Annotated in this window: 28 protein-coding genes, 1 tRNA gene and 1 pseudogene; 6 read left to right on the top strand and 24 right to left on the bottom strand. The window is 68.5% G+C overall.

The window, feature by feature from the left end:
• Nucleotides 1-34: 34 nt before the first annotated feature.
• The 18 genes and pseudogenes from BUB76_RS00495 to fabD form a co-directional block, all read right to left on the bottom strand.
• Nucleotides 35-697 (bottom strand): RcGTA-type gene transfer agent tail tape measure protein, encoded by a 663-nt coding sequence (locus BUB76_RS00495; RefSeq protein ID WP_073125455.1) that lies wholly within the window; start codon nt 695-697, stop codon nt 35-37.
• Nucleotides 694-897: a rcc01693 family protein gene (locus BUB76_RS00490; RefSeq protein ID WP_073125452.1), complete on the bottom strand. Its 204-nt coding sequence runs from the start codon at nt 895-897 to the stop codon at nt 694-696. Before BUB76_RS00490 ends, BUB76_RS00495 begins: the two co-directional genes overlap by 4 nt.
• Nucleotides 894-1,211: a gene transfer agent family protein gene (locus BUB76_RS00485; RefSeq protein ID WP_073125447.1), complete on the bottom strand. Its 318-nt coding sequence runs from the start codon at nt 1,209-1,211 to the stop codon at nt 894-896. Before BUB76_RS00485 ends, BUB76_RS00490 begins: the two co-directional genes overlap by 4 nt.
• Nucleotides 1,211-1,624 (bottom strand): phage major tail protein, TP901-1 family, encoded by a 414-nt coding sequence (locus BUB76_RS00480; protein ID WP_073125445.1) that lies wholly within the window; start codon nt 1,622-1,624, stop codon nt 1,211-1,213. The genes BUB76_RS00485 and BUB76_RS00480 overlap by 1 nt, the downstream gene beginning before the upstream one ends.
• A 25-nt stretch (nt 1,625-1,649) precedes the next feature.
• Nucleotides 1,650-2,060, bottom strand: a complete 411-nt coding sequence (locus BUB76_RS00475) for a DUF3168 domain-containing protein (RefSeq protein ID WP_073125441.1) — start codon at nt 2,058-2,060, stop codon at nt 1,650-1,652.
• Nucleotides 2,057-2,395, bottom strand: coding sequence for a head-tail adaptor protein (locus tag BUB76_RS00470; RefSeq protein WP_073125438.1), 339 nt, complete (start codon nt 2,393-2,395; stop codon nt 2,057-2,059). The genes BUB76_RS00475 and BUB76_RS00470 overlap by 4 nt, the downstream gene beginning before the upstream one ends.
• A 1-nt stretch (nt 2,396) precedes the next feature.
• Nucleotides 2,397-2,756, bottom strand: a pseudogene (locus tag BUB76_RS17290) (head-tail connector protein); the annotation flags it as partial.
• 12 nt (nt 2,757-2,768) lie between these two features.
• The gene (locus BUB76_RS17285) at nt 2,769-2,978 is read right to left on the bottom strand and encodes a head-tail connector protein (protein ID WP_084140478.1); all 210 of its coding nucleotides are present in this window, start codon (nt 2,976-2,978) and stop codon (nt 2,769-2,771) included.
• 87 nt (nt 2,979-3,065) lie between these two features.
• A complete protein-coding gene (locus BUB76_RS00460) occupies nt 3,066-4,256 on the bottom strand; it encodes a phage major capsid protein (RefSeq protein ID WP_073125434.1) in 1,191 nt (396 codons plus the stop codon).
• A gap of 27 nt (nt 4,257-4,283) precedes the next feature.
• Nucleotides 4,284-4,835 (bottom strand): HK97 family phage prohead protease, encoded by a 552-nt coding sequence (locus tag BUB76_RS00455; protein WP_073125431.1) that lies wholly within the window; start codon nt 4,833-4,835, stop codon nt 4,284-4,286.
• 14 nt (nt 4,836-4,849) lie between these two features.
• A complete protein-coding gene (locus BUB76_RS00450) occupies nt 4,850-6,013 on the bottom strand; it encodes a phage portal protein (RefSeq protein WP_073125428.1) in 1,164 nt (387 codons plus the stop codon).
• Nucleotides 6,014-6,133: 120 nt separating this feature from the next.
• The gene (locus BUB76_RS00445) at nt 6,134-7,456 is read right to left on the bottom strand and encodes a DNA-packaging protein (RefSeq protein ID WP_073126468.1); all 1,323 of its coding nucleotides are present in this window, start codon (nt 7,454-7,456) and stop codon (nt 6,134-6,136) included.
• Nucleotides 7,392-7,817, bottom strand: a complete 426-nt coding sequence (locus BUB76_RS18080; RefSeq protein WP_236737823.1) for a hypothetical protein — start codon at nt 7,815-7,817, stop codon at nt 7,392-7,394. Before BUB76_RS18080 ends, BUB76_RS00445 begins: the two co-directional genes overlap by 65 nt.
• 64 nt (nt 7,818-7,881) lie before the next feature.
• A complete protein-coding gene (mltG, locus tag BUB76_RS00440; protein ID WP_073125425.1) occupies nt 7,882-9,039 on the bottom strand; it encodes an endolytic transglycosylase MltG in 1,158 nt (385 codons plus the stop codon).
• Complete coding sequence (gene fabF, locus BUB76_RS00435; protein ID WP_073125421.1) at nt 9,039-10,301, bottom strand: beta-ketoacyl-ACP synthase II; 1,263 nt, start codon at nt 10,299-10,301, stop codon at nt 9,039-9,041. The genes mltG and fabF overlap by 1 nt, the downstream gene beginning before the upstream one ends.
• A 193-nt stretch (nt 10,302-10,494) precedes the next feature.
• Nucleotides 10,495-10,734: an acyl carrier protein gene (locus BUB76_RS00430; RefSeq protein WP_073125418.1), complete on the bottom strand. Its 240-nt coding sequence runs from the start codon at nt 10,732-10,734 to the stop codon at nt 10,495-10,497.
• A gap of 183 nt (nt 10,735-10,917) precedes the next feature.
• On the bottom strand, nt 10,918-11,655 hold the full coding sequence (gene fabG, locus BUB76_RS00425) for a 3-oxoacyl-[acyl-carrier-protein] reductase (protein WP_073125415.1): 738 nt from the start codon (nt 11,653-11,655) through the stop codon (nt 10,918-10,920).
• Nucleotides 11,656-11,685: 30 nt separating this feature from the next.
• On the bottom strand, nt 11,686-12,618 hold the full coding sequence (fabD, locus tag BUB76_RS00420) for an ACP S-malonyltransferase (protein WP_073125412.1): 933 nt from the start codon (nt 12,616-12,618) through the stop codon (nt 11,686-11,688).
• A 157-nt stretch (nt 12,619-12,775) separates the two neighbouring features.
• On the opposite strand from fabD, the gene BUB76_RS00415 reads away from it, so the two are divergent.
• The gene (locus BUB76_RS00415; protein ID WP_073125409.1) at nt 12,776-13,978 is read left to right on the top strand and encodes a cytochrome b/b6 domain-containing protein; all 1,203 of its coding nucleotides are present in this window, start codon (nt 12,776-12,778) and stop codon (nt 13,976-13,978) included.
• 77 nt (nt 13,979-14,055) lie between these two features.
• On the opposite strand, the gene BUB76_RS00410 is transcribed toward BUB76_RS00415, so the two are convergent.
• Together BUB76_RS00410 and BUB76_RS00405 are read right to left on the bottom strand one after the other, a co-directional pair.
• A complete protein-coding gene (locus BUB76_RS00410; protein ID WP_073125406.1) occupies nt 14,056-14,646 on the bottom strand; it encodes a YceI family protein in 591 nt (196 codons plus the stop codon).
• 111 nt (nt 14,647-14,757) lie between these two features.
• Entirely contained in the window at nt 14,758-15,372 is a 615-nt protein-coding gene (locus tag BUB76_RS00405; protein WP_073125403.1) for a hypothetical protein, read from the bottom strand.
• A 231-nt stretch (nt 15,373-15,603) separates the two neighbouring features.
• Here BUB76_RS00405 and rpsF point away from each other — a divergent pair, with 231 nt between their 5' ends.
• From rpsF to rplI, 3 genes are read left to right on the top strand one after another with little or no spacing between them, the layout of a single operon-like run.
• On the top strand, nt 15,604-15,957 hold the full coding sequence (gene rpsF / locus BUB76_RS00400) for a 30S ribosomal protein S6 (protein WP_073125400.1): 354 nt from the start codon (nt 15,604-15,606) through the stop codon (nt 15,955-15,957).
• 21 nt (nt 15,958-15,978) lie between these two features.
• Nucleotides 15,979-16,206 carry a 30S ribosomal protein S18 gene (gene rpsR / locus BUB76_RS00395; RefSeq protein WP_058310770.1) on the top strand — a complete coding sequence of 76 codons (228 nt, stop codon included), beginning with the start codon at nt 15,979-15,981 and terminating at the stop codon, nt 16,204-16,206.
• A 12-nt stretch (nt 16,207-16,218) separates the two neighbouring features.
• The gene (gene rplI / locus BUB76_RS00390; protein WP_073125396.1) at nt 16,219-16,872 is read left to right on the top strand and encodes a 50S ribosomal protein L9; all 654 of its coding nucleotides are present in this window, start codon (nt 16,219-16,221) and stop codon (nt 16,870-16,872) included.
• Nucleotides 16,873-16,944: 72 nt separating this feature from the next.
• Here rplI and BUB76_RS00385 read toward each other — a convergent pair whose 3' ends face one another.
• The 3 genes from BUB76_RS00385 to BUB76_RS00375 form a co-directional block, all read right to left on the bottom strand.
• A complete protein-coding gene (locus tag BUB76_RS00385) occupies nt 16,945-17,715 on the bottom strand; it encodes an SDR family NAD(P)-dependent oxidoreductase (protein WP_073125393.1) in 771 nt (256 codons plus the stop codon).
• 139 nt (nt 17,716-17,854) lie between these two features.
• A complete protein-coding gene (tig, locus tag BUB76_RS00380) occupies nt 17,855-19,192 on the bottom strand; it encodes a trigger factor (protein WP_073125390.1) in 1,338 nt (445 codons plus the stop codon).
• A gap of 26 nt (nt 19,193-19,218) precedes the next feature.
• Nucleotides 19,219-19,303, bottom strand: a tRNA-Leu gene (locus BUB76_RS00375).
• 165 nt (nt 19,304-19,468) lie between these two features.
• Here BUB76_RS00375 and BUB76_RS00370 point away from each other — a divergent pair.
• Nucleotides 19,469-19,963, top strand: a complete 495-nt coding sequence (locus tag BUB76_RS00370) for a Hint domain-containing protein (RefSeq protein ID WP_084140477.1) — start codon at nt 19,469-19,471, stop codon at nt 19,961-19,963.
• An 84-nt stretch (nt 19,964-20,047) separates the two neighbouring features.
• On the opposite strand, the gene BUB76_RS00365 is transcribed toward BUB76_RS00370, so the two are convergent.
• Nucleotides 20,048-21,178, bottom strand: a complete 1,131-nt coding sequence (locus BUB76_RS00365) for an anhydro-N-acetylmuramic acid kinase (protein ID WP_073125387.1) — start codon at nt 21,176-21,178, stop codon at nt 20,048-20,050.
• A gap of 64 nt (nt 21,179-21,242) precedes the next feature.
• Here BUB76_RS00365 and tyrS point away from each other — a divergent pair, with 64 nt between their 5' ends.
• Nucleotides 21,243-22,496, top strand: coding sequence for a tyrosine--tRNA ligase (gene tyrS, locus BUB76_RS00360; RefSeq protein WP_073125384.1), 1,254 nt, complete (start codon nt 21,243-21,245; stop codon nt 22,494-22,496).
• Nucleotides 22,497-22,586 lie beyond the last annotated feature (90 nt).

Genomic DNA, 22,586 nt, shown 5'->3' with positions numbered 1-22,586 from the left:
GGTTGGCCCCGGGCTAACCCTGCGTGCGGAGGTCTCAGCGGTTGCGCTGACCCTGGGACAGGGCGCGGCCCATGCGGGCGGCGATCTGGCTCTGGCTGCGGCGGAATCCTTCGACATCGGGGGTGCTGACATTGATCGTCACCTGCACGGGGCGGCCGCCGCCGCTGGCCGCGACGCCCAGCCGTCCGTCGGCCCCACGGGTCAGCGGCATGATCGCCTCGGGCCCCGCCTCGCCCATCAGGCCGGCGCCGCCGCGCATGGGAAAGGCCGTGGCGCCGGACACGACCCCGCCGCCGGCCTGCGGCAGCGCGCGGCCCTGCGAGAAGGCGCCCCCTTCGGCAAAAGGCATCAGCCCCGTCACCATCCCCTCGACCCCCGTGGCCAGAACGCCGCCGACGTGCCTTGCCACGGGATTGATCGCGGCGTTGTAGGCGGCGTTCACCATGGACTGGGCCACGCCCTGCAACGCATCGCTCAGCTTGGCGCCGTCATACACCAGCCCCTCGAAATTGCGCTTCAGCCCGCGCGAGATGCCGCGCGACAGCGTTCCCACCTCGCGCGAGGTGTCGGCCACGGTGGACCCCATGGCGCGCAGTTCCGCGTCGAAGGCGGCCAGCACGGCACGGGTGCCGCCCACCGTGTCCTCGATGGACAGGAACATTTCCTCGATCTGGTCGGGGTCGGATCGGTAGGTCATGGGGACTCCTTCGGGTCATCGGGAAAGGCGGCGGAGAGCTCGGCCAGGCGGCTGCGCCCCAATGGCGCGGCCAGGCGGTCCTCGCCCAGCATCACCATCAGTTCGGCCGGGCTCAGCGCCCAGAACTCGGCGGGCCGCAGAGCCAGCCCGTGCAGTCCGGCGCGCATCAGACCCGGCCAGTCCAGCCGCGGCCCGCTCATGCGCCCGGCGCGCGGAAGGCGCGGGCCAGAAGTTGCCCGGCGGCGGTGGCGGCGGCCATGGGCCCGCCCTCGATCTCGACGGTCAGCAGGTCGCGCGCCTCGCCTTCCCAACCGCCGCCGCGCAGCCCCGCGGCGATCAGCGCCAGCGTGTCGCGGGACGAGAACGCCCCGCTTTCAAGCCGCGCCACCAGGTCCGGCAGGCTGTCGTCGCCCAGGGCCTCTTCCAGCTCGGCCAGCGCGCCCAGGGTCAGCTTGGCCACGTGGCGCCGGCCATCCAGGACCAGCGCGACTTCGCCCGCATGGGGGTTGGCCATCATAGCGCCGTGAACAGCAGGCTGCCCGCCGAGGCGAGGCTGATCTCGTAGGTCGCCTCGCCGTCGTAGCTGCCGGAATATTCGATCGCGGTGATCTGGAACTGTCCCTCGACCACCCCGAAATCCGGGATCACGATCTGGAAGCGCGGCGTCTCGCTGTCGAAGAAGACCTGGCGCGCACGTTCGTCGGTGGCGTCGTCCTTGAACACCCCCGCGCCCGAGATCGTGGCCGACTTGACCCCGGCCCCGCCGAGGATCTCGCGCCAGCCGCCGACGCTGTCCAGGGTGGTCACGTCCACCGTTTCGGCGTTGAAGGACATGCGCGTGGCGCGCAGGCCCGCGACGGTCTCGAATTGCGACTCGCCGTTCATGTCGAGTTTCAGAAGAAGGTCCTTGCCGTTCTGTGCAGCCATGGGATGTGCTCCGGTCGTCAGGGTTTCAGTTGTCTTCGGTGCGCGCGCGAAAGCGCAGGTCGATGCGGCGCTGGGTGTCGCTGCCGGTCCGCCGGGCCTGGGCGCGCAGGAACCACAGCCCCACGACGCGGCCCCGGCCCAGGCTCAGCGGCGACAGCAGAAGCGCGTCGGAAATCGCGGCCGCGGCGTCCTTGGCCGCGGCGAAGCCCGGCCTGTCCGACACGACGGTGATGGTGAAATCGTGCCGCGCGCCGCCGCCGTCGCGGTCGGACCGGTCGCGCGCGATCTCCTCGCCGATGGCGACGTACAGGGACGGGACGCTGCCGGGCGGCACGGCGTCGAAGACCGCGTCACCGACGATGGCGGCAAGCCCCGCGTCGCCGGACAGCCGCGCGAAGACCGCGGCCTGCAAGGGGGCGGACAGGGCATAGGTCATGGCGCGACCTCCTCGTCGGCGAAGATGTCCAGGTAAAGCGGGCCGTCGCGCGACTCGGTGACCGCGCGGATGTCGAAGACCCGCGTGCCGTCCCGCAGCCTCTGGCCGGCCAAGGGCCGCGACGCCGCACCCTGCGGGGCCGCGCGCACCGTGATGCGATAGCCCACGCGGCTCAGGCTCAGCTCGACGCCCGCGGCCAGCCGGCCGGTCCGGGGGGCCACCCGGGCAAACAGGTCGCCAAGGGCCACCCAGTTTCGGGCATAGCCGCCGCGCCCGTCTGCCGTGGTCTCGGGCGCTTCCAGCGTCAGGCGTCGGTCAAGGATCACGCCGCCCATGTCACATGCCCCCCAGCAGTCGGTGCGGGCGGTGCGGCGCCAGCAGCGCCTGCACCCCCGGCGGCACGGTGCCCTCGGCCGCCCGGTCCTCGTATCGCGCGGCCGCAAGGCTCAGCACGGCCAGGGCCAGGTCCGACGGTGCGTCATTCCAATCATCGGCAAAACCCGCGCGGAAGGTCACGGCCGCGCTGCCGCCCACGGGGATCTGCGGCAGAACGAAGCCCCGCGCCACCAGCGCCGGGCGCTGCGCGTCCCGGGCCACCCGGTAAGCGTCGGGCGCGCTGGCCTGCGCGCTGCCGTCGATATCGGTGATGGTCAGCCCCTCGACCGACACCAGCGGACCACGGGGCAGCACCTGCCGGCCCGGGTCCCGCTACGCATGGGTGGTCCAGACGAAGTCGCGGATCAGAACCGCCTTGGCGCAAAACCGCTCGACCTCGGCCAGGCTGGCGCGCAGCACCTGCTCGAGCAGGGCATCCTGCGCGGTGTCATCGGTGAAACCGGTGCCCAGGCGCAGATGCGCCCGCAAACCGGGAATGGGCAGCCGCGCGGTGCTGAGCGGCGTGGGCTCGACAAGGTACATCTGCTGTCTCCTGAAGATGGGGGCGCGGCGTCCGGCCGGTGTCGTAGGGTGCCCGCCCCTGCATCGCGCAGGGGCGGGCCGCCCGGATCAGGAGACCGCGAACTTCAGCAGCTTGATCGCCGCGAAGTCGCTTACGTCACCGCCCACCCGCTTGGTCGCGTAGAACAGCACGTGGGGCTTGGCGCTGAAGGGGTCGCGCAGGATGCGCAGGTCGGGACGCTCGGCCACGGTGTAGCCGGCCTGGAAGTCGCCGAAGGCCACGGCCATGGCGCCGCTCGAGATGTCGGGCATGTCCTCGGCCACCAGCACGGGGTAGCCCAGCAACCGCGCCGGCTCGCCCGCGGCCAGCCCGTCGGACCACAAAAAGCGGCCGTCGCCATCCTTCATCTTGCGCACGACGCCGGCGGTCTTCGAATTCATCACGAAGGTCGCGTTCGCGCGGTACTCGGCCCCAAGGGCATAGACCATCTCGACCAGCGCATCGGCATCGCCGAAGGCCCCGTCGACACCGGTGGCCACGTAGCCCAGGCTGTCCCAGGCCCACGATCCGTTCTCAACCGCCGCGTGGTCGAGGAAACCGCGCGGCTTGTCCACGCCGTCGCCGCTCACGAAGGCCGCCGCCTCGGCACGGGCGAACTTGTCGGCGATCTTGCCGGCCAGCCAGCCCTCGATATCGAAGGCCGCGTCGTCCAGCAGGCGCTGCGACGCCTTGGGCAGGGCCGACAGCTCGTGCAGGGGGATGGTGATGCGGTCGACCTGGGGCGTCGCCGTCTCGGACGGGCTGGCGGTCTCGGTCGACCAGCCCGCGCCCATGTCGGTGGTATCGACCAGCACGTCGAACGACGTCGCTTCGACGTTGACGACATTGGCGATCCGCCGCACCGACGCGGTGGAGCGCAGGACCGAACGGACCGTGTCGCTGGTCACCGGATCGACCAGGTAGCCGCCATCGCCGGCCACCGCCGTGTTCAGCGCCTTGCCCTCAAGCGCCAGTCCCCGCAGCGCGTCATCGTCGCCCGAGCGGACATAGGCCTCGAACGCCTTCTGGTGGGGCGCGGCCTCGTCGGCGGCGGTGGACAGGACGGGGCGGCCCGTCAGGCGGGTCTTGCGGTCAAGCTGGGTCATGCGGTCTTCCTGTTGTTGCATCCGGGTCGTCATCTGGGCCTGAAAGCCCCTGAGATCGCTGACGAAATCAGCCATCGCGCTTTTCATTTCGGTGGTGGCATCGGGCAAGGCGCTGCCCTGCCCGGCCGAAGCCGGGGTGTCGGTCTCGCTCATCTTTGGTCCTTTCCGGTGGGGTTTGGTTTACGGGGCCGTCCGGCCCAGGGCGGCCGAAGCGCCGCGCAGCACCTTGGCCATCTCGCGCAGCGGGTCGGACGTGGGGCCCTCGCCCTTCACGCCCGCGACCCGCGCCTCGGGCAGCATGGGGAAGGTCACCAGCGACACCTCCCACAGCTCGAGCTCGGACAGCAGCCGCCCGGCGGTGCCGTCCTTCGTGGCCCGCTTCGTGCGATAGCCGATCGACAGTCCGTCGATGGCCCCCGCGGCGATCAGCGCCGCCGCCTCGCGCCCGCGGTCCAGGTCGGTCAGGATCCGGCCTTTCACGAACAGCCCGACGGCGTCCTCGTGCACCTCGTCCCAGACGCCGATGGGCTGGGCCGGGTCGTGCTGCCACAGCATCTTCACCTGCCCGCCCCGCGCCGACAGCGCGGCCAGCGACGCGGCGTAGGCGCCGGGCGCCACGGTGTCTCCGCCCTGGTCGCGGGCCCCGAAGACCGAGGCATAGCCTTCGATCAGGTGCCCGTCCGTCAGTGTCATGCCGGTCGCGCCGGCGCAGAACTTGTGTTCCAGTGTCATCGCAGGATCCCCCTTCATTCCGCGGCCAGCCCCAGCAGCGCCCGTTTCTCGGCCTTGCTGAGGAAGTCGGCCTCGGCCACGCGGCGCCACTGCGCCTCGCGCTCCAGCGCCAGCGCCGGCACCTGGTCTAGATCCACGCGAAGCTCGGCCGCCTCGCCCGCGAAACCCGACAGCCAATGCCCCAACGCCCCCGCCACGCGGTTCGCCATGGGCAGAACGGTCAGGCGGAAAAAGGCGCGATTGGCCTCGGCGTAATTGGCGTAGGTCGCGTCGCCGGGAATCCCCAGCATCATCGGCGGCACCCCGAAGGCCAGCGCGATGTCGCGCGCCGCGGCGTCCTTGGTCTTGTGGAATTCCATGTCCGAGGGCGAGAAGCCCATGGGCTTCCAGTCCAGGCCACCCTCCAGCAGCATCGGCCGCCCGGCGTTGCGCGCGCCCTGGTGGTGCGCCTCCATCTCGGACACGAGGCGGTCATACTGGTCCGGCGCCAGCATCCCGTCGCCCCCCTGGTAGACGATGGCGCCCGAGGGCCGTGCGGCGTTGTCCAGCAGCGCCTTCGACCATCGTGCGGCGGCGTTGTGCACGTCCATCGCGGTGGCCGCGGCCTGCATCGGCGACAGGCCATAATGGTCGTCCTGCGGGTGGAAGGCCTTCACGTGGCAGACGGGCGAGACACCGTCCTCCACGCGGAACCGGTGCTTGCGGCCGCCCACAGCGTATTCGTAGGCAACGGGCCAGCCGTCGGCGCCGGGCACCACGCTCATCCGGTCCGAGCGCAGGACGTGCAGCTCGACCGGCAGACCGCCCTCGCCCACCGCCTCGACATAGCCGTCGCCCGACAGCAGCAGCTGGCCGAAAAGCGACTCGAGCCATTCCGACCGGCCCTGCGCCGCGTTGGGCCGTGCCACGAGCTCCAGCAGGGGGTGGCGGTCATACCGTCCGGCCGAACCGTGCAGCACCAGCGGCAGCGCTGCGGCCGCCTCGGCGATCAGCTTCACGCAGCGAAAGCCCACCGGGTTGCCGAGAAACCCGTTCCGCGTCAGCGACCCGGTGTCGCGCGGGCTCCAGGCCACCCGGCCCGCGCCGCCGTAGGCGATGCCGGGCGGGGTCAGGCCGCCAGTGGCGCTGGCCTTCGTGGCCCCGGGCGCATCCGCCGCGCGTTTGAGAAAGTCGAACATGGCGTCTCCTCGTCTGCTGTCCGGGCATGGCTGGCCCGCCGTCGCGCGGGGGCGTGCCCCGGCGACCTGTCATCGTCGTCGTCCTGTCTGCGGGTCGCGGGGTTCAGCCCCGGCGCGGGGCTAGACCGACCTCACCTGCGGCGTGGCACGCGGCTGTCCCAGCATCAGCTCGGTCAGCGCCCAGACCAGCGCGTCCACCCGGTCGGGGCTGCCCTGGCCGTGAAATCCCGATATCGCCATCTGGCACATCTGATCCTCCAATTCCGCGTGCAGACCCAGATGCGCCACGCGTCCCTGTTCGTAGAGGGCGGCCACCGGCTCGGCCCGAACAGACTTACCCCGGCTGGCGTGAACGCCGCGGTAACTCACCGTACGGTCCTCCTGGCGGATGATCTCCTCGACCATGTCGCCGCCCTGGTTGACCTCGGCCACCAGGCGGTCGGCGTCGTGGCGGTGATAGGCGGCAATGGCCGCGCGGGCCCAGCCATTGGGGCCAAGGCCCTGCACGCTGCAATCCTCGATCACCACGGCGGAGCCATCGGGCAGCACGCCGGCCACGACGATGCCGCAGGTATCCGCGTTGCGCCCGCCCGTCACCGGCGGGTCCACGGCGACCACGACACGGGCGGCTGCCGGGTGCTCGGACACGCGGGTCCCGTCGATCATCGCCCGCGTCCACAGCGCGCCGTCGACCTCGTCCAGAAGGCAGCCCTGAAGCTCCTGCTGGCCCAGCCGCGTGTCGCCATAGCGCGACAGGATCTCGTGCAGGAACGACGCCGCCAGGTGCGCGCGGTTGTCCAGCGTGGTGGCGTGGGTCGTCACCGTCGACGGCATGTTCAGAAGCCGTTTCAGCACGCCCACGTTGCGCGGTGTCGTCGTCACGCATTGGCGCGGGTCATCGCCCAGCCGCAGGCAGAATTGCAGCATGTCCCACGTCTCGTCCGCGCGGCGCCACTTGGCCAGCTCGTCCACCCAGGCCGCGTCGAATTGCGGGCCCCGCAGCGCCTCGGGCTCCTGCGCGGAATACGCCTTTGCCTCGGCGCCGTTGGGCCAGACCAGCCGCCGCTTGCCCGCCTCCCAGACCGGGCGGCGGTCGGGCGGCGCGCAGGCCAGGATGCCGCTGTCGCCGAACACCATCACGTCGCGCACCTGGTCGAAGGTCTCGCCGACCAGCGCCACGCGCCGGGCGCGCCCGGGGTCGGTCGCGCGGTTGCCCTCTACCTGCGCGCGCACCCATTCGGCACCCGCCCGTGTCTTGCCGGCACCACGCCCGCCCAGGATCACCCAGCTGCGCCAGTCGCCCTCGGGCGGCAACTGGTGGTCCATAGCCCAGAACTCGAACAGGTAGGGCAGCGCCAGAAGCGCCTCCTCGCCGAGATCAGCGAGGAAGGTCTCCTGCGTCTTGCGCGGACCGGATGCGATCAAGGCGGCGCCCGATTTCAGCGCGTGCGGCTTCCATGTCGAAGGAGCCGTCGTCGCCGGCTCCGGCCTGGCGTTTCCAGAAATCATCGAGTCGTTTCCTTTCGTCGTAGACGGTCTGCACCGAGCGCGAGACCATGGTGACCACCCGCCGGAACTCGGCCTCGGAGTAGCTTTCCGAGGCGCGAAGCGACGCCCGCATCTCGTGCAGGTCGAGGATGACATCCTCGTAGTTGGCCACCGCCACTTTCAGCAGACGCTCGGGGTCGATGTCGCAGCTGCCCGCGATGGACTCGCGATCCCGTGTGGCCATAGGGCTGTCTCCCGCGGTCTGGATCCCTGAACGCGAAACGGCGGCGAACCGATCAGGTCCGCCGCCGCCCATGCATCGCGTTCCTTGCGATCACACTCGCAAGAACTGTTTAAGAGGGGATGTCAGCTCCGCGCGGTCAGTTCGACTGCCGCTCGGCCTCGATGGCGCGCCAGCGCGCCACGTTCTCGTTGTGCTCCGCCAGGGTGCGGCCGAAGGCGTGCCCGCCGGTGCCGTCCGCCACGAAATACAGCAGGTCGGTTTCGTCGGGGTTCAGCGCCGCCTCGATGCTGGCCAGGCCGGGGTTCGCGATGGGCGTCGGCGGCAGACCGTCGATCTGGTAGGTGTTGTAGGGCGTCGCGGCATCCAGCTCGCTGCGGCGCAGGCCACGGCCCAGAACACCCTCGCCGTTGGTGATGCCGTAGATCACCGTCGGGTCGGTCTGAAGCCGCATCCCCTCGCGCAGGCGATTGACGAAGACGCTGGCCACCTGCCCGCGCTCTTCCGGAACACCGGTCTCCTTCTCGACGATGGACGCCATGGTCAACGCCTCGGCGGGCGTGTCGTAGGGCAGGCCCTCGGCGCGGTTTTCCCACGCGGTGGACAACCGGTCGCCCTGCCGTTCCTGCATCAGCGCCAACAGGTCCTCGCGGATGGCGCCCGGCCGCACCTCGTAGCTGTCGGGCGCCAGCATCCCCTCGGGCGGCACGCCCGCAACCTCGCCCGACAGGAAATCGGCGGCTTTCAGCGCCTCGACCACCTGCCACGAGGTCACGCCCTCGGCCATGGCGATGCGGAAGCGCGTGTCGTTGCGGTCGGCCACCTCGGTATAGGCTTCGGGCGCCTCGGCTTCGGCCGCCGGATCGAACTCGGCCACGATGTCGAACCGCCCCGTGGCCGGGTCCAGTTCGCGTACGCGGATCTCGCTCTCGGTCACGCCGATGCGGTACACGACCTCGGTCCCGCAGGTGCTTTGACCCTCGGCGGTGATCTCGCCCACGATATCGGCCATGGAGGCGCCTTCGCGGATCAAGAAGCTGCCCGCTTTTAGATCGTCCGACCGTTCGGTGTAGGTCGCGCCCAGCCGCATGATCTGCGGTGTGTCGACCGCACCGCGGGCCGCCAGCTCTTCGCTGACGCGGCGCATGTTCGATCCGGGCTCGACCCTTAGGCAGATCGCCTCGGCCAGGGGCCCCGGCTGCTCATAGGCGCGCTTGCCCCAGGCCACCACGCCACCCACCGCCAGAAGCGCGACGATCAGCAGCGACAATCCGTTGGCGGCGACGTGTTTCCACATCAGGCATCGACCTTTCGCATGATGAGGGCCGCGTTCGTGCCGCCGAACCCGAACGAGTTCGACAGGACGCAGTCGATCTTGCGTTCGACCTTCTTCAGCGGCGCCAGGTCGATCACGGCGTCCTCGGGGGGCGACTCGAGGTTCAGGGTCGGCGGAGCCACCTGGTCGCGCATGGCCAGGATGCTGAAGATCGCCTCGATCGCGCCGGCCGCACCCAGAAGGTGCCCGGTCGACGACTTGGTCGACGACATGGTGGCGTTCTTCGCCGCGTCGCCCAGCAGGCGCTGGACCGCGCCCATCTCGATCGTGTCGGCCATGGTGCTCGTGCCGTGCGCGTTGATGTAGTCGATCTGCGACGGGTCGATGCCCGCGCGCTTCACGGCCGCGCGCATCGCGCGCTCGGCGCCCTCGTGGTCGGGCGGCGGCGCGGTGATGTGGTGCGCGTCGCCCGACAGACCATAACCGATGACCTCGGCATAGATCTTGGCGCCCCGCGCCTTCGCCCGGTCGTAATCCTCCAGGACGACGACACCCGCGCCCTCGCCCATGACGAAGCCGTCGCGGTCGGCGTCCCAGGGGCGGCTGGCGCGCTCGGGGTCGTCCTTGTGCTTGGTCGACAGCGCCTTGCAGGCGTTGAACCCGGCGATTCCGATTTCCGAGATCGGGCTTTCGGTGCCGCCCGCGACCATGACGTCGGCATCGCCCAGCTGAATCAGCCGCGCGGCATCGCCGATGGCGTGCGCGCCGGTGGAACAGGCGGTGACGACGGCGTGGTTCGGGCCCTTGAAGCCATGCTTGATGCTGACCTGTCCCGAGACCAGGTTGATCAGCGCGCCGGGGATGAAGAACGGCGACACGCGGCGGGGGCCGCGTTCCTTGATCATCACGGCCGTCTCGGCGATGGATTGCAGCCCGCCGATGCCTGAGCCGATCATCACGCCGATATCCAGCTTCTCTTCGTCGCTGGCATCGCCGATTCCGGCATCCGCGATGGCCTGGTCGGCCGCCGCCACGCCGTAGAGGATGAAATCGTCGACCTTGCGCTGTTCCTTGGGCTCCATCCACGCATCGGCGTCGAAGGTGTCATCGGATCCGTCGCCGCGGGGGACTTCGCAGGCGTAATCGGTGGCCAGGTGCGAGGCGTCGAAGCGGCTGATCGTCCCCGCCCCCGACTGCCCGTCCAGCAGCCGCCGCCACGTGGGCTCGACCCCGCAGGCCAAGGGGCTGACCATTCCCAGTCCGGTCACAACTACGCGTCGCATGGGCGCTCCTCGATCGATCTTGCCGTATTTTTTGCCTGATACACGGCCCGTCTTCCCAAGGGAAGGGTCGCGGGCGATCCCCGCCGATCCCGGCTCAGGCTTGCCGGATGTCGTCAACAGACTGGGGGAAAACGCAAAACGCGCCCGCCGGAGATCCGGGCGGGCGCGCAAAGAATACGTTGGGCGACAAGCCTCAGACGGCTTCCTTGATGAACTTCACGGCGTCGCCGAAGGTCTGGATGGTCTCGGCCGCATCGTCGGGGATCTCGATGCCGAATTCCTCTTCGAACGCCATGACCAGCTCGACGGTGTCCAGGCTGTCGGCGCCCAGGTCATCGATGAACGAGGCGTTCTCGGTCACTTTTTCCTCTTCCACGCCCAGATGCTCAACCACGATCTTCCTGACGCGCGTCTCGATATCGCCTTCGCTCATACTGTATCCTCTTGTCCTTTTTCGGGGCGTCGCCCGCTTAGTGGTTTGGCCGCTTGCGGCCCTGGATGGGTTCAGGTCATTTCGCCGCATTGCCATGGGCGCCGCCGACCGGAAGGGCTCGAAGCCGCCTATAGCATAGGATATTTCCGAGGCAAACGCCTAAGCCGCGTGTGAAACCGCGGCTCAGACCATCGCCATGCCGCCGTTGACGTGAAGTGTCGCGCCCGTGACATAGGCCGCCTCGTTGCTGGCGAGGTACAGGACCGCGGCCGCGATCTCGTCCGGGGTGCCCATGCGGCCGACGGGAATCTGCGCCAGCATGCCCTCGCGTTGCTTGTCGTTCAGCTTGCCGGTCATGGCCGTCTCGATGAAGCCCGGCGCGACGCAGTTCACGGTGATCCCGCGGCTCGCGACCTCCTGGGCCAGCGACTTCGACATGCCCACCATGCCGGCCTTCGCGGCGGCATAGTTGGCCTGCCCGGGGTTGCCCGTCTCGCCCACGATGGACGAGATGTTGACGATCCGGCCCCAGCGCGCCTTCATCATGCCGCGCAGGCTGGCCTGGCTCAGCTTCATCACGGCGGTCAGGTTCACGTCCAGCACCTGCGCCCAGTCGTCGTCGCCCATGCGCATCATCAGACCGTCGCGGGTGATGCCGGCGTTGTTGACCAGGATGTCCAGCGATCCCATGGCCTCGGCCGCCTGCTTGGGCAGGGCCTTCAGCGCGTCGTCGTCGCCAAGATCGCACGGCAGGGCGAAAGCGCCCTCGCCCAGCTCGGCCGCCAGGTCGTCAAGCGGCCCCTGGCGCGTCCCGGACAGGCCGACCTTCGCACCGGCGCCATGCAGCACCCGTGCGATTTCGCCGCCGATCCCCCCGGAAGCGCCGGTCACCAGCGCCGCCTTGCCATTCAAATCAAACATCTCGTCCTCCCTCTTGCCTTCGGCAGAGCGTCAATTCCCCAACGCCGCCCCTACCTCGTCGGCGGTGCCGACCTGGCGCGTTTCAATGGCCCGGTCGATCCGCCGGATCATTCCCGAAAGCGCCTTGCCGGCACCCACCTCCCAGATTTCCGTCACGCCGTCGGCGCCCATCCGCTGAACGCTCTCGCGCCAGCGCACCGACCCGGTCACCTGCTCGACAAGCAGGCGGCGGATCTGGTCGGGATCCTGCACCGGCGCGGCGGTGACATTCGCAACGACCGGAACGGCCGGCGCCGCGATGCTCACACCCGACAGAGCGTCGGCCATGGCGTCCGCCGCGGGCTGCATCAGCGCGCAATGGAACGGTGCGGACACCGGCAGCAGCACGGCGCGCTTGGCGCCCGCCTCCTTGGCCAGCTCAACCGCGCGCTCGACCGCCGCCTTGTGGCCCGAGATCACGACCTGGCTGGGATCGTTGTCATTGGCCGCCTGGCAAACCTGGTCGCCCGCCGCCCGGTCGGCCACGTCACGCGCCGCCTCGAAATCCAGGCCCAGAAGCGCGGCCATGGCGCCCTCGCCCACCGGCACCGCCTTCTGCATGGCGGTGCCCCGCAGGCGTAGCAGCCGCGCGGCGTCGGCCACGCTGAGCGCCCCGGCCGCCGCCAGGGCCGAGTATTCGCCAAGCGAATGCCCCGCGACCATCGCGGCGCGGTCCATGGTGAAGCCCTCGGATTCCAGCGCGCGTAAGGCGGCCAGCGACGTGGCCATCAGCGCGGGCTGCGCGTTCGCGGTCAACGTCAGGTCGTCGGCAGAGCCGTTCCAAATCAGCTCGCTCAGCTTTTCCCCCAGCGCCTCGTCGACCTCGTCGAAGACCGCCCGCGCGGCAGGAAAGCTGTCGGCCAGGTCGCGGCCCATGCCCACCGTCTGCGCGCCCTGTCCGGGAAAAACCAATGCCAACGCCATGCAACTGCTCCGTTCCGCGATAATTCCGCACCGCATAAACGTTGCGTCACCCGGGCGCAATCATTGCCGATCCGCGCACAGACGCTCTGCGGTCGGGCGCGTTGCGCGCGCGGTGCAGGCGGCTAACTTCCCGGCAAACTTCGTTCGGAGCACCGAAATGCAACTGGCCAATACAGACGTTACCTACGGAACGATCACCAAGACCTTCCACTGGCTGATCGCCCTTCTGATCCTCACGAACATCCCGCTGGCGTGGTTGGGCGAGAATCTGCCGGACCAGACCTCGCAGGACATCGCCCGGCTGTCCGTGATCTGGTCCACGCACAAGACCATCGGCGTGGCCGTGTTCTTCGTGGCGCTTCTCCGCATCCTCTGGGCTTTGACCCAGCCCAAGCCCGCGCCGGTGCATCCCGACCGCCGGGCCGAGACGCTTCTGGCCGAAACCATTCACTGGTGCCTTTACGCCGCGCTGGTGGTGGTGCCGCTCTCGGGCTGGATCGGCCACGCCGCCAGCCAGGGCTACGCGCCCATCTGGTGGCCCTTCGGCCAAAGCCTGCCGCTGGTCCCCCGCTCGGACGCGGTGGAAGAGGCAGCGAAGCTCACCCACTGGCTCTTCACCTGGATCCTGATCGTGTCGCTGGGCCTGCATATCGCGGGCGCGCTGAAGCATGCGCTGATCGACCGCGACGGCACCCTGTCGCGCATGTGGTTCGGGCGGGCCGACCTTGGCCGCATCGCCCCGGCCGAGCATCCCGGCGCCGCCATGTTGCTGGCCGCCACGATCTACGTCTTCGGCGGCGTGTCGGTGCTGGCGCTGGCCTATGAACCCGTCGAGGCGCCCGAGGTCGCCGAAGCCGCCCCCGCCGCTGAAACGGGCGGCAACTGGCAGGTCGAAAGCGGCGATATCGGGATCACGGTCCAACAGATGGGGTCGGCCATTCAGGGCGGCTTCGCCGACTGGACGGCCGAGATCGACTTCACCGAAGAGGCGCAGGACGGCACCCACGGCACGGTGACGGTCGAGATCGACATCCCCAGCCTCACGCTCGGGTCGGTCACGTCGCAAGCGCTCGGGCCCGATTATTTCGCGGCCGACGACCACCCGGTGGCGGTCTTCGAGGCCGCGATCCTGCCGGCGGAGGATGGCTACCTCGCCGAGGGCACGCTGTCGCTCGCCGGGCAGGAATCGCAGGTCGACCTGCCCTTCACCCTGACCATCGACGGCGATACTGCCACGATGAACGGCACCACGACGCTCGACCGGCGCAACTTCGGGATCGGCGACAACCAGACCGATCCCGGCACGCTGGGCTTCACGGTCGATGTCGACATCGCGGTGACCGCCACCCGCGCCGACTGACGGCGGGACATGGCGGAGTCGAAAAAAGCCCGGCGAAATCGCCGGGCTTTCTTTTTTTGGAGCGATGAGCGCCGGTCTTACGACGCGCTGCCTTCGGCCTGCATCGCCTCGATCGAGATCTGCACCTGCACCTCGTCGCTCACATAGGGCGCGAACATGCCGACGTTGTAGTCGCTGCGCAGGATCGTCGTGGTGGCGTCGAAACCGGCCCACGGCTTGCCTTCCATCGGATGCTCGCCGGCCTGGTTCAGGGTGGCTTCCAGCACGACTTCCTTCGTCACGCCGTTCATCGACAGGTCACCGGTGATGTTGGCGGTGCTGTCGCCGGTCACCTCGATCCCGGTCGAGGTGAAGGTGACCATGTCGCCTTCCTCGGCGCCGAAGAAATCGTCGGACATGAAGTGCTCGAAACGGCCTTCCCAGCCGGTGAACATCGACCGGACGGGGAACGAGACCTCGACGCTCGAATTCGCGGGATCTTCCTGGTCGAACTGGATGTCGCCCTCGAAGCCCGAGAACATGCCCCAGGTGGTCGAGAAGCCCAGGTGCTCGTACGAGAACAGGATCTGGCTGTGGCTGCTGTCGAGCTCGTAGGCGACGGGCTCGGCGATGGCGGCGGGGGCGGCAAGGCCAAGGGCCAGCGCGGTCGTAGTCAGAAGACGGGTCATGAAAACCTCCTTGAATGGACGACGGTCTGTCGATGCACCGACAGCTAGTCGAAGCCGGGGGAGGCTCAATTCAGCATGGGATCACAAGTTCTGAGCGGTGGCGCACACTTATCAGCCGAAGCTGCGCGCCTCCCGTATCCGCGCGCGACCTACCAGCGATGTCAGCATGGCCTCGGTGGTCCGGACCGACGCGCCGCTCAGCTGCGCGTGCAGTCGTTCCAGCGCCGGGTCGTCGTCCGACCCCAGGTAGATCGCGTCGCGGCCCTCGGCCAGGCGGGCATACAGATGGCTGGCCGCCCGGCCCTCGCGCAGGATGAAGAAGCTTTCGATCCGGCATAGCGGGATCCGTTCGATCACCTGCGGGGCCCCGTTGAACGCCGATTGCACGATCTCCAGCCGACCGGCGCGCCGGTCGATCCGGGCCGCGACCTGCACGCCCTGGCGGGCGGCACGGGCCAGAAGGGCCGCGGCCCAAAGGCCGGCGATGCTGACTGCGGCCTTCAGCACGATCAGGGGCGCCTGCCAGACGGCACCCGGCAGCACCCACATGCCGATCGCCATGGCCCCGAGTCCCGCGGCCGCAACCAGCATGCCGCCCTCGACCATGCGTGCGTTCCGGGTGATCCAGGTGTCGCGATGCAGAACGACCGCCTCCTCGCATTTCTCAAGCCGCAGGTGTTCGACCATGCTGCGGTTGTAGTGTCTCTTGAGAAACGAAAGGATCATGCGCGCACCCCGACTGGTCACGCATCGGTTTTCCGCGCCAATTCGGGCGCAACTTTGACGGTCGCAAAGCTTTTGCAGGACGCCTGCCTCGGGCCTTGCATCGCGGGCCGAAGGGCTCTATGTCCCGGCCACTTCCGCGAAGACGATGAACGGCGCAGCCTCTCGTGTCCGGGGCGCGGAAGCCTCATATCCCGGACTTTGAAATGCGCCCGCAACAGAACTGGAAAGTCCATGCCCCTTTACGAGCATGTCTTCATTTCCCGTCAGGACCTGTCGAACGCGCAGGCCGAGGGACTCATCGAACATTTCGGCACCGTGCTGTCGGACAACGGCGGCAAGCTGGTTGATCAGGAATACTGGGGCGTCAAGACGATGGCGTTCAAGATCAACAAGAACCGCAAGGGCCACTATGCCTACCTGCGCACCGACGCCCCCGCCGAGGCCGTGCAGGAGATGGAGCGCCTGATGCGCATCCACGACGACGTGATGCGCGTCCTGACCATCAAGGTCGACGCCCACGAGGAAGGCCCCTCGATCCAGATGCAGAAGCGCGACGACCGCGACGACCGCCGGTCGCGTCGCTAAGCCCAGGAAAGGACAGAACACATGGCTGCAAAACCGTTTTTCCGCCGCCGCAAGGTCTGCCCCTTCTCGGGCGACAATGCACCCAAGATCGACTACAAGGACACGCGCCTGCTGCAACGCTATGTCAGCGAACGCGGCAAGATCGTGCCGTCGCGCATCACCGCCGTCTCGGCCAAGAAGCAGCGTGAGCTGGCCCGCGCCATCAAGCGCGCCCGCTTCCTCGCCCTGCTGCCCTACGCCGTGAAATAAGGAGGACGGACCATGGACGTTATTCTTCTCGAACGCGTGGCGAAGCTGGGCCAGATGGGCGACGTGGTGTCCGTCAAGGAAGGCTACGCGCGCAACTACCTGCTGCCGCAGAAAAAGGCGCTGTGGGCCTCCAAGGCCAACGTCGCCGCTTTCGAAGACCAGAAGGCGCAGCTCGAGGCCCGCAACCTCGAGACCAAGAAAGAAGCCGAATCGCTGGCGACCAAGCTGGACGGTCAGCAGTTCGTCGTCATCCGCTCCGCTTCGGACGGTGGCGCGCTCTACGGCTCGGTCTCGACCCGTGACGCCGCCGATGCGGCGACCGAGAACGGCTTCGACATCGACCGCAAGCAGGTCGCGCTGTCGGCCCCGATCAAGGAGCTGGGCCTGCACGACGTGATCGTGACCCTGCACCCCGAGGTCGAGGTGACGATTCAGCTGAACGTCGCCCGCAGCCCCGAGGAAGCCGAGCTTCAGGCCCAGGGCAAGTCGATCCAGGAGCTGGCTGCCGAGGAAGAGGCCGCCGCCGAGTTCGAAATCCAGGAGCTGTTCGACGACATCGGCGCCGCCCAGCTGGACGAGCTGGAAGAGCCGGTCGAGCAAGAGACCGACCAGCCCGCCACCCAGGACAAGGCCGAGCTGGACGAGAAGCTGAACGACGACGACTGATCGTCGTTCCTTCCGGAGTGACAACGCCGCGCGGGCCCTCCCGCGCGGCGTTTTCCGTTTCCGAGCAGCTGCTTAAAGGAAATCCACGATCCCGCCTTCCACGCGCAGGCTCGCACCCGTGGTGGCTGCGGCCTGCTCCGAGCAGGTGTAGACGATCATGTTCGCCACCTCCTCGACCGTGGCGGTGCGCTGGATGATCGTCGTCGGGCGTTCCTGCTGCGCGAACCGCGCGCCGGCCTCCTCGATGCTTTCCCCGGTTTCCTTCACGTTCTCCTCGATCATCGCCTTCACGCCGTCGGACAATGTCGGCCCCGGCAGGACCGAGTTGACCGTGACCCCCGTCCCGGCCAGCCGCTTGGCCAGCCCGCGCGCCAGCGCGATGTCGGCGGTCTTGGACACGCCGTAATGCACCATCTCGGTCGGGATGTTGAAGCCCGACTCGGACCCCAGCATCACGATGCGCCCCCAGCCGCGATCGACCATGCCCGGCGCCAGCGCACGCGACAGGCGCATGGCGCTCATCACGTTCACCTGCCAGTGCCGGTCCCAGATGGCGTCGTCGGTCTCGAAGAAATCGACCGGCTGAAAGATGCCGGCGTTGTTCACCAGGATATCGACACGCTCGACGTCGCTGATCAGCCGGTCGCACCCTTCGGCAGTGCCCAGGTCCGCGGCGTAGGCGCTGCCGCCGATCTCTTTCGCGCGGGCGTCGGCCTCGGCCGCGTCGCGGCCCGTCACGATCACGTGGGCGCCGGCGTTCGCCAGCCCCTGCGCCGTGGCCCAACCGATGCCCTTGGTCGATCCGGTCACCAGGGCGCGCTTGCCGTCCAGGGATATTTTCATGCTCCGCTCTCCGTTCTGACTGTCTTTGCAGCCCGACGTGGCGCGGTGGCGCGGTTTGCCAAGGCGAAGCGCGGCCCGGCAAGCAAAAAGGCGCGACCCAGCGGGCCGCGCCTTCTTGGATTCATCGAAGCGGTGTCGCTTACGCCGCGGCCTCCTCGGCCTCCAGCTGTTCGACCGCCTTCTCGAGCTCTTCCTTGCTGACCTCTTTCTCGGTCACGTCGGCCTGGTCGAAGACGTAATCGACGACCTTGTCCTCGAACAGCGGCGCCTGCAGCTGCTGGCGGGCCTGCGGGTTGTTCTGAACGAACTCGAAGAACTGGCGCTCCTGGCCCGGGTACTGCCGCGCCTGGTTCATGACGGCCTGCGTCATCTCGGCATCGGTGACCTGGATCTCGTGCTTGCGGCCCAGCTCGGCCAGCAGCAAGCCCAGGCGCACGCGGCGCTCGGCCAGCTTGCGGTGCTCGTCCGTGGGCTCGATCTTCTCGTGATCGTGGCCCTGCACGTCGGGGTTTTCCTCGTGCCACAGCTGGTGGGCGATCTGGTCGGCCTCGGCCTGCACCAGGCTCGGCGGCAGGTCGAAGGACACCTTGTCGTCCAGCTGGTCCAGAAGCTGACGCTTCATGACGGCGCGCGCGGCCTGCCCGTACTCGGCGCCCAGGCGCTCGCGGATCTGGCCCTTCAGCGATTCCAGGTCCTCGGCGCCGAACTGCTTGGCCAGCTCGTCGTTCACCTCGGCCTTGGCGGGCTTCTTCACCTCTTTCACGGTGCAGGCGAAGACGGCTTCCTTCCCGGCCAGGTGCTCGGCCTGGTAGTCGGCGGGGAAATCGACCTTCACCTCGACCTCTTCACCGGCCTTGGCGCCCTTCAGCTGATCCTCGAAGCCGGGGATGAAGCTGTTCGAGCCCAGCACCAGCGGGTAATCCTCAGCGGTGCCGCCTTCGAAGACCTCGCCATCGATGGAGCCGGAGAAGTCGATCACGACCTGGTCGCCATCGGCGGCCTTGCCCTTCTTGGTCTCGAAGCTCTGGGCGCTTTCGGCCAGCTTTTCCAAGGCTTCGTCCACGGCCGACTCGTCGGGGGTGACGACCATCTTTTCCAGCTTCAGCTCCGAAGCATCGAACTCGGGGATCTCGGGCAGCGCCTCGTAGGTCATCTCGACCTCGATATCGTCGCCTTCCTTCCAGTTCTCGTTGGTCATCTTGACGTCGGGCTGGGCGGCCGGGCGGTCGCCGCTTTCCTCGAAATGCTTGGACATGGCGCCGTCGACGGCTTCCTGCATGGCCTCGCCCATCAGGCGCTGGCCGAACTGCTTCTTCAGCAGCGCCATCGGCACTTTGCCCTTGCGAAAGCCCTTCATCTCGACTTCGGGCTGGGCTTCTTTCAGCTTCTCGTCGACCTTGGCGTTCAGCTCGTCGGCGGTCACGGTGATGTGGTAGCCGCGCTTGAGGCCCTCGTTCAACGTCTCGTTGACCTGCATTGTGCCTTTTTCCTCTTCCATGCTTCTGGTGCGGGTGAAGGGACTCGAACCCCCACGCCTTGCGGCGCTTGGACCTAAACCAAGTGCGTCTACCAGTTCCGCCACACCCGCAAAACAAGGGGGCAGCCGACACGGCGCCCCGCAAAATTCGCGTCTCTCTAGCAAAGGCGGTTTGCGGATGCGAGCGGAAAAAACGTACCGAAAAAGGGCCGCTCAACGAATTTTTGACACATTTGCGCGCAAGAGAGGGATCGAGGCAAGACAAAGGACAGTGACATGGCACACGAGATCCCAGGAAAAGCGGCCGGCAAACAGGCCCGGGCGGGATCCACGCAAGCCGGTCTGGCGGCAGGCACGCGCGTGATGACGTTGGACGGGATGATCCCCGTGGAATTCTTGACACCGGGCGACCGGGTCGTGACGCGCGATGGCGGCATCAGCGTGCTGCGCGGCGTGAAGGTGACCGTGCACACGGATGTGCGCCCGGTGACGATCTCGGCGTCGGTGCTGGGCCATGACCGCCCCGAGCGTGACATGACCGTCGCCCCCGATCAGCCGCTGCTGATCCGCGGCTGGAAGTCCCGCGCCCTCTACGCCGCCGACAGCTCGCTGGTCCCCGCGGCCCGCATGGCCGACGGCCAGTACATTACCGTCGCCGACGCGCCGCAGAGCCTGCGCAGCTTCCAGCTCGTCTTCGATGCCGAGCACATCATCTATGCCGAGGGCGTCGAGCTGGCGATGACCACCACCGTGGCCGACATCGCCGCCTGATCGGCGACCACGCTCCGGCTTGTTCCAACCCCGGCGCGCCGCCGGGGTTTTTGCCGTGTCGGGCGGTCCGGCGGGTCGACGCTTTCAGCCCCCGGCCCCCAGCGCCACGGCCAGATCCGACGGCATGGACAAGGTTCCGCCCCCCACAGGCGCGGGCACCCCGGTGGTGCCCGGCGCCGAGGTGGGCCATCCGCGCACCACCCGCACCCCCAGATAGGCGAAGGCCTGCGCCTCGAGCATGTCGCCGTCCAGCCCCACCGCCTCGACCGGCGCGACGGGGCAGTCGCACCCCGCCTCCAGCATCCGCATGAGCGTCGCGTTGTGCCGGCCGCCGCCGGTGACCAGCAACCGCGCGGGCGGGCTGGGACAGTGTTCGAGCCCCAGGGCGACCGACGCCGCGGCCGCGGCCGTCAGGGTCGCCGCCGCATCGGCATCGTCCAACGCGGCGACCGCGTCTCCCAGCCAGGCGAAATCGTTCCGGTCCAGCGATTTCGGCGGCACCTTGCGGAACCACCCGTGCGCCGCCAGCCGGTCCAGCACGCCCGCATCGGCGGTGCCCTGCGCGGCCAGGGCGCCGTCCTCGTCCAGGTCGACACCGCGACGCGCCTGCATCAGGTCGTTCAGCGGGGCGTTGGCCGGCCCGGTATCGAACGCCAGGCATGCGCCCGGGGCCGACGGGTTCTCGATCGACGGGTCGACCCAGCTCAGGTTGCCGACGCCGCCAAGGTTGACGAAGGCTAGCGGGGCCTCGGCCCTGGCCCATCGCGCGCAGGCGTGGTGGAAGAACGGGGCCAGCGGCGCGCCCTGCCCGCCCATCTCGACATCCGCGCTGCGGAAATCCCACACCACCGGGCAGTCCAGCACATGGGCCAGCAGCCGCCCGTCGCCGATCTGGCAGGTCCCGCGCCCGCCGGGGTCATGGGCCGTGGTCTGGCCGTGATAGGCCACCAGCTGCGCCCCGGTCATCTGCGACAGAAGCTCGGCATGGGCGGTCTCGACGATGGCCGCGGCGTCGTCCAGCCCGTCCCACCGGCCCATCGCGGCGCGCAGCACCGCGCGCTCGTCGGTGTCGTAGGGGCGGTAGTCGCTGTCGCCGAACTGGAAAATCCGTGCGCCGTCGGTCAGCACCATGGCCGCGTCCACGCCGTCCAGCGAAGTGCCCGACATCGCCCCCAGCGCCCAGAACGGCCCCTGCTTCAACGCCGACTTCAACATGGGTTTTCCTTCCGCAAGAGCCCCGATATACGAAGCCGTGCCGCCAAGGATGGAGCGATTTTTCATGACCTACCAGCCGAAATCCGACTTTCTGCAGGTGATGATCGCCCGCGGCTTCCTGGCCGATTGCACCGATTACGAAGGCCTGGACGACGCCCTGACGGCCGGCATCGTGCCCGCCTATATCGGCTATGACGCGACCGCCAAGTCGCTGCATGTCGGCCACCTGCTGAACATCATGATGCTGCGCTGGTTGCAGAAGACCGGCCACAAGCCCCTGACGCTCATGGGCGGCGGCACCACGAAGGTGGGCGACCCCAGCTTCCGCGCGGACGAACGCCCGCTGCTGGGCCCCGACCAGATCGACGCCAATATCGAGGGCATGAAGGGCGTGTTCGCCAAGTACCTCCAGTACGGCGACGGTCCGTCGGACGCGCTGATGCTCAACAACGCCGAATGGCTCGACGATCTCAATTACCTGGAATTCCTGCGCGACATCGGCCGCCATTTCAGCGTGAACCGCATGCTCAGCTTCGAAAGCGTGAAATCGCGGCTCGACCGGGAACAAAGCCTGTCCTTCCTGGAATTCAACTACATGATCCTGCAGGCCTACGATTTCCTGGAACTCAACCGCCGCTACGGCTGCCTGCTGCAGATGGGCGGCAGCGACCAGTGGGGCAATATCGTGAACGGCATCGACCTGACCCGCCGGGTCAGCGACGCGCATATCTTCGGCCTGACCTCGCCGCTGCTGACCACGTCGGACGGCCGCAAAATGGGCAAAAGCCAGGGCGGCGCGGTCTGGCTCAACGCCGACATGCTTTCGCCCTACGAATTCTGGCAGTTCTGGCGCAACACCACCGACGCCGACGTGGGCCGCTTCGCCAAGCTCTATACCGAGCTGCCGGTCGCGGAATGCGACCGCCTGGGCGCGCTGCAGGGCTCCGAGATCAACGAGGCCAAGGTCATCCTCGCCAACGAGGTCACCGCGCTCTGCCACGGGCGCGAGGCCGCCGAGGCCGCCCACGCAACCGCCCGCGAGGTGTTCGAGCGGGGCGGCGTCGGCGACGACCTGCCCACTCTCGCCCTGCCCCGCGCCGAGGCCGATGGCGGCATCTCGGTGGTGCAGCTGATCGTGCGGGCCGGGCTCGCCAAGTCCGGCAAGGACGCCAAGCGCCTGATCGCCGAAGGCGGCGCGCGCATGGACGACGCCCCGCTCAGCGACGCGGGCCTCATGCTCGACAGCGCCACGCTCGCCCGGCCGGTGAAACTCAGCGCCGGCAAGAAGCGCCACGCGCTCGTGACCATCGCGCCGTGACCGGCTTCATCTTTCCCCAAATACCTCCCAGGGGGGCGGCCGCAGGCCGCGGGGGGCAGGCAGCCCCCCTCCACCAGACCAGAAAGCGCT

Origin of the sequence: Palleronia salina, assembly GCF_900141995.1 — a bacterium.
Lineage (GTDB): Bacteria > Pseudomonadota > Alphaproteobacteria > Rhodobacterales > Rhodobacteraceae > Palleronia > Palleronia salina.
This window is presented reverse-complemented; position numbering and strand designations above follow the sequence as displayed.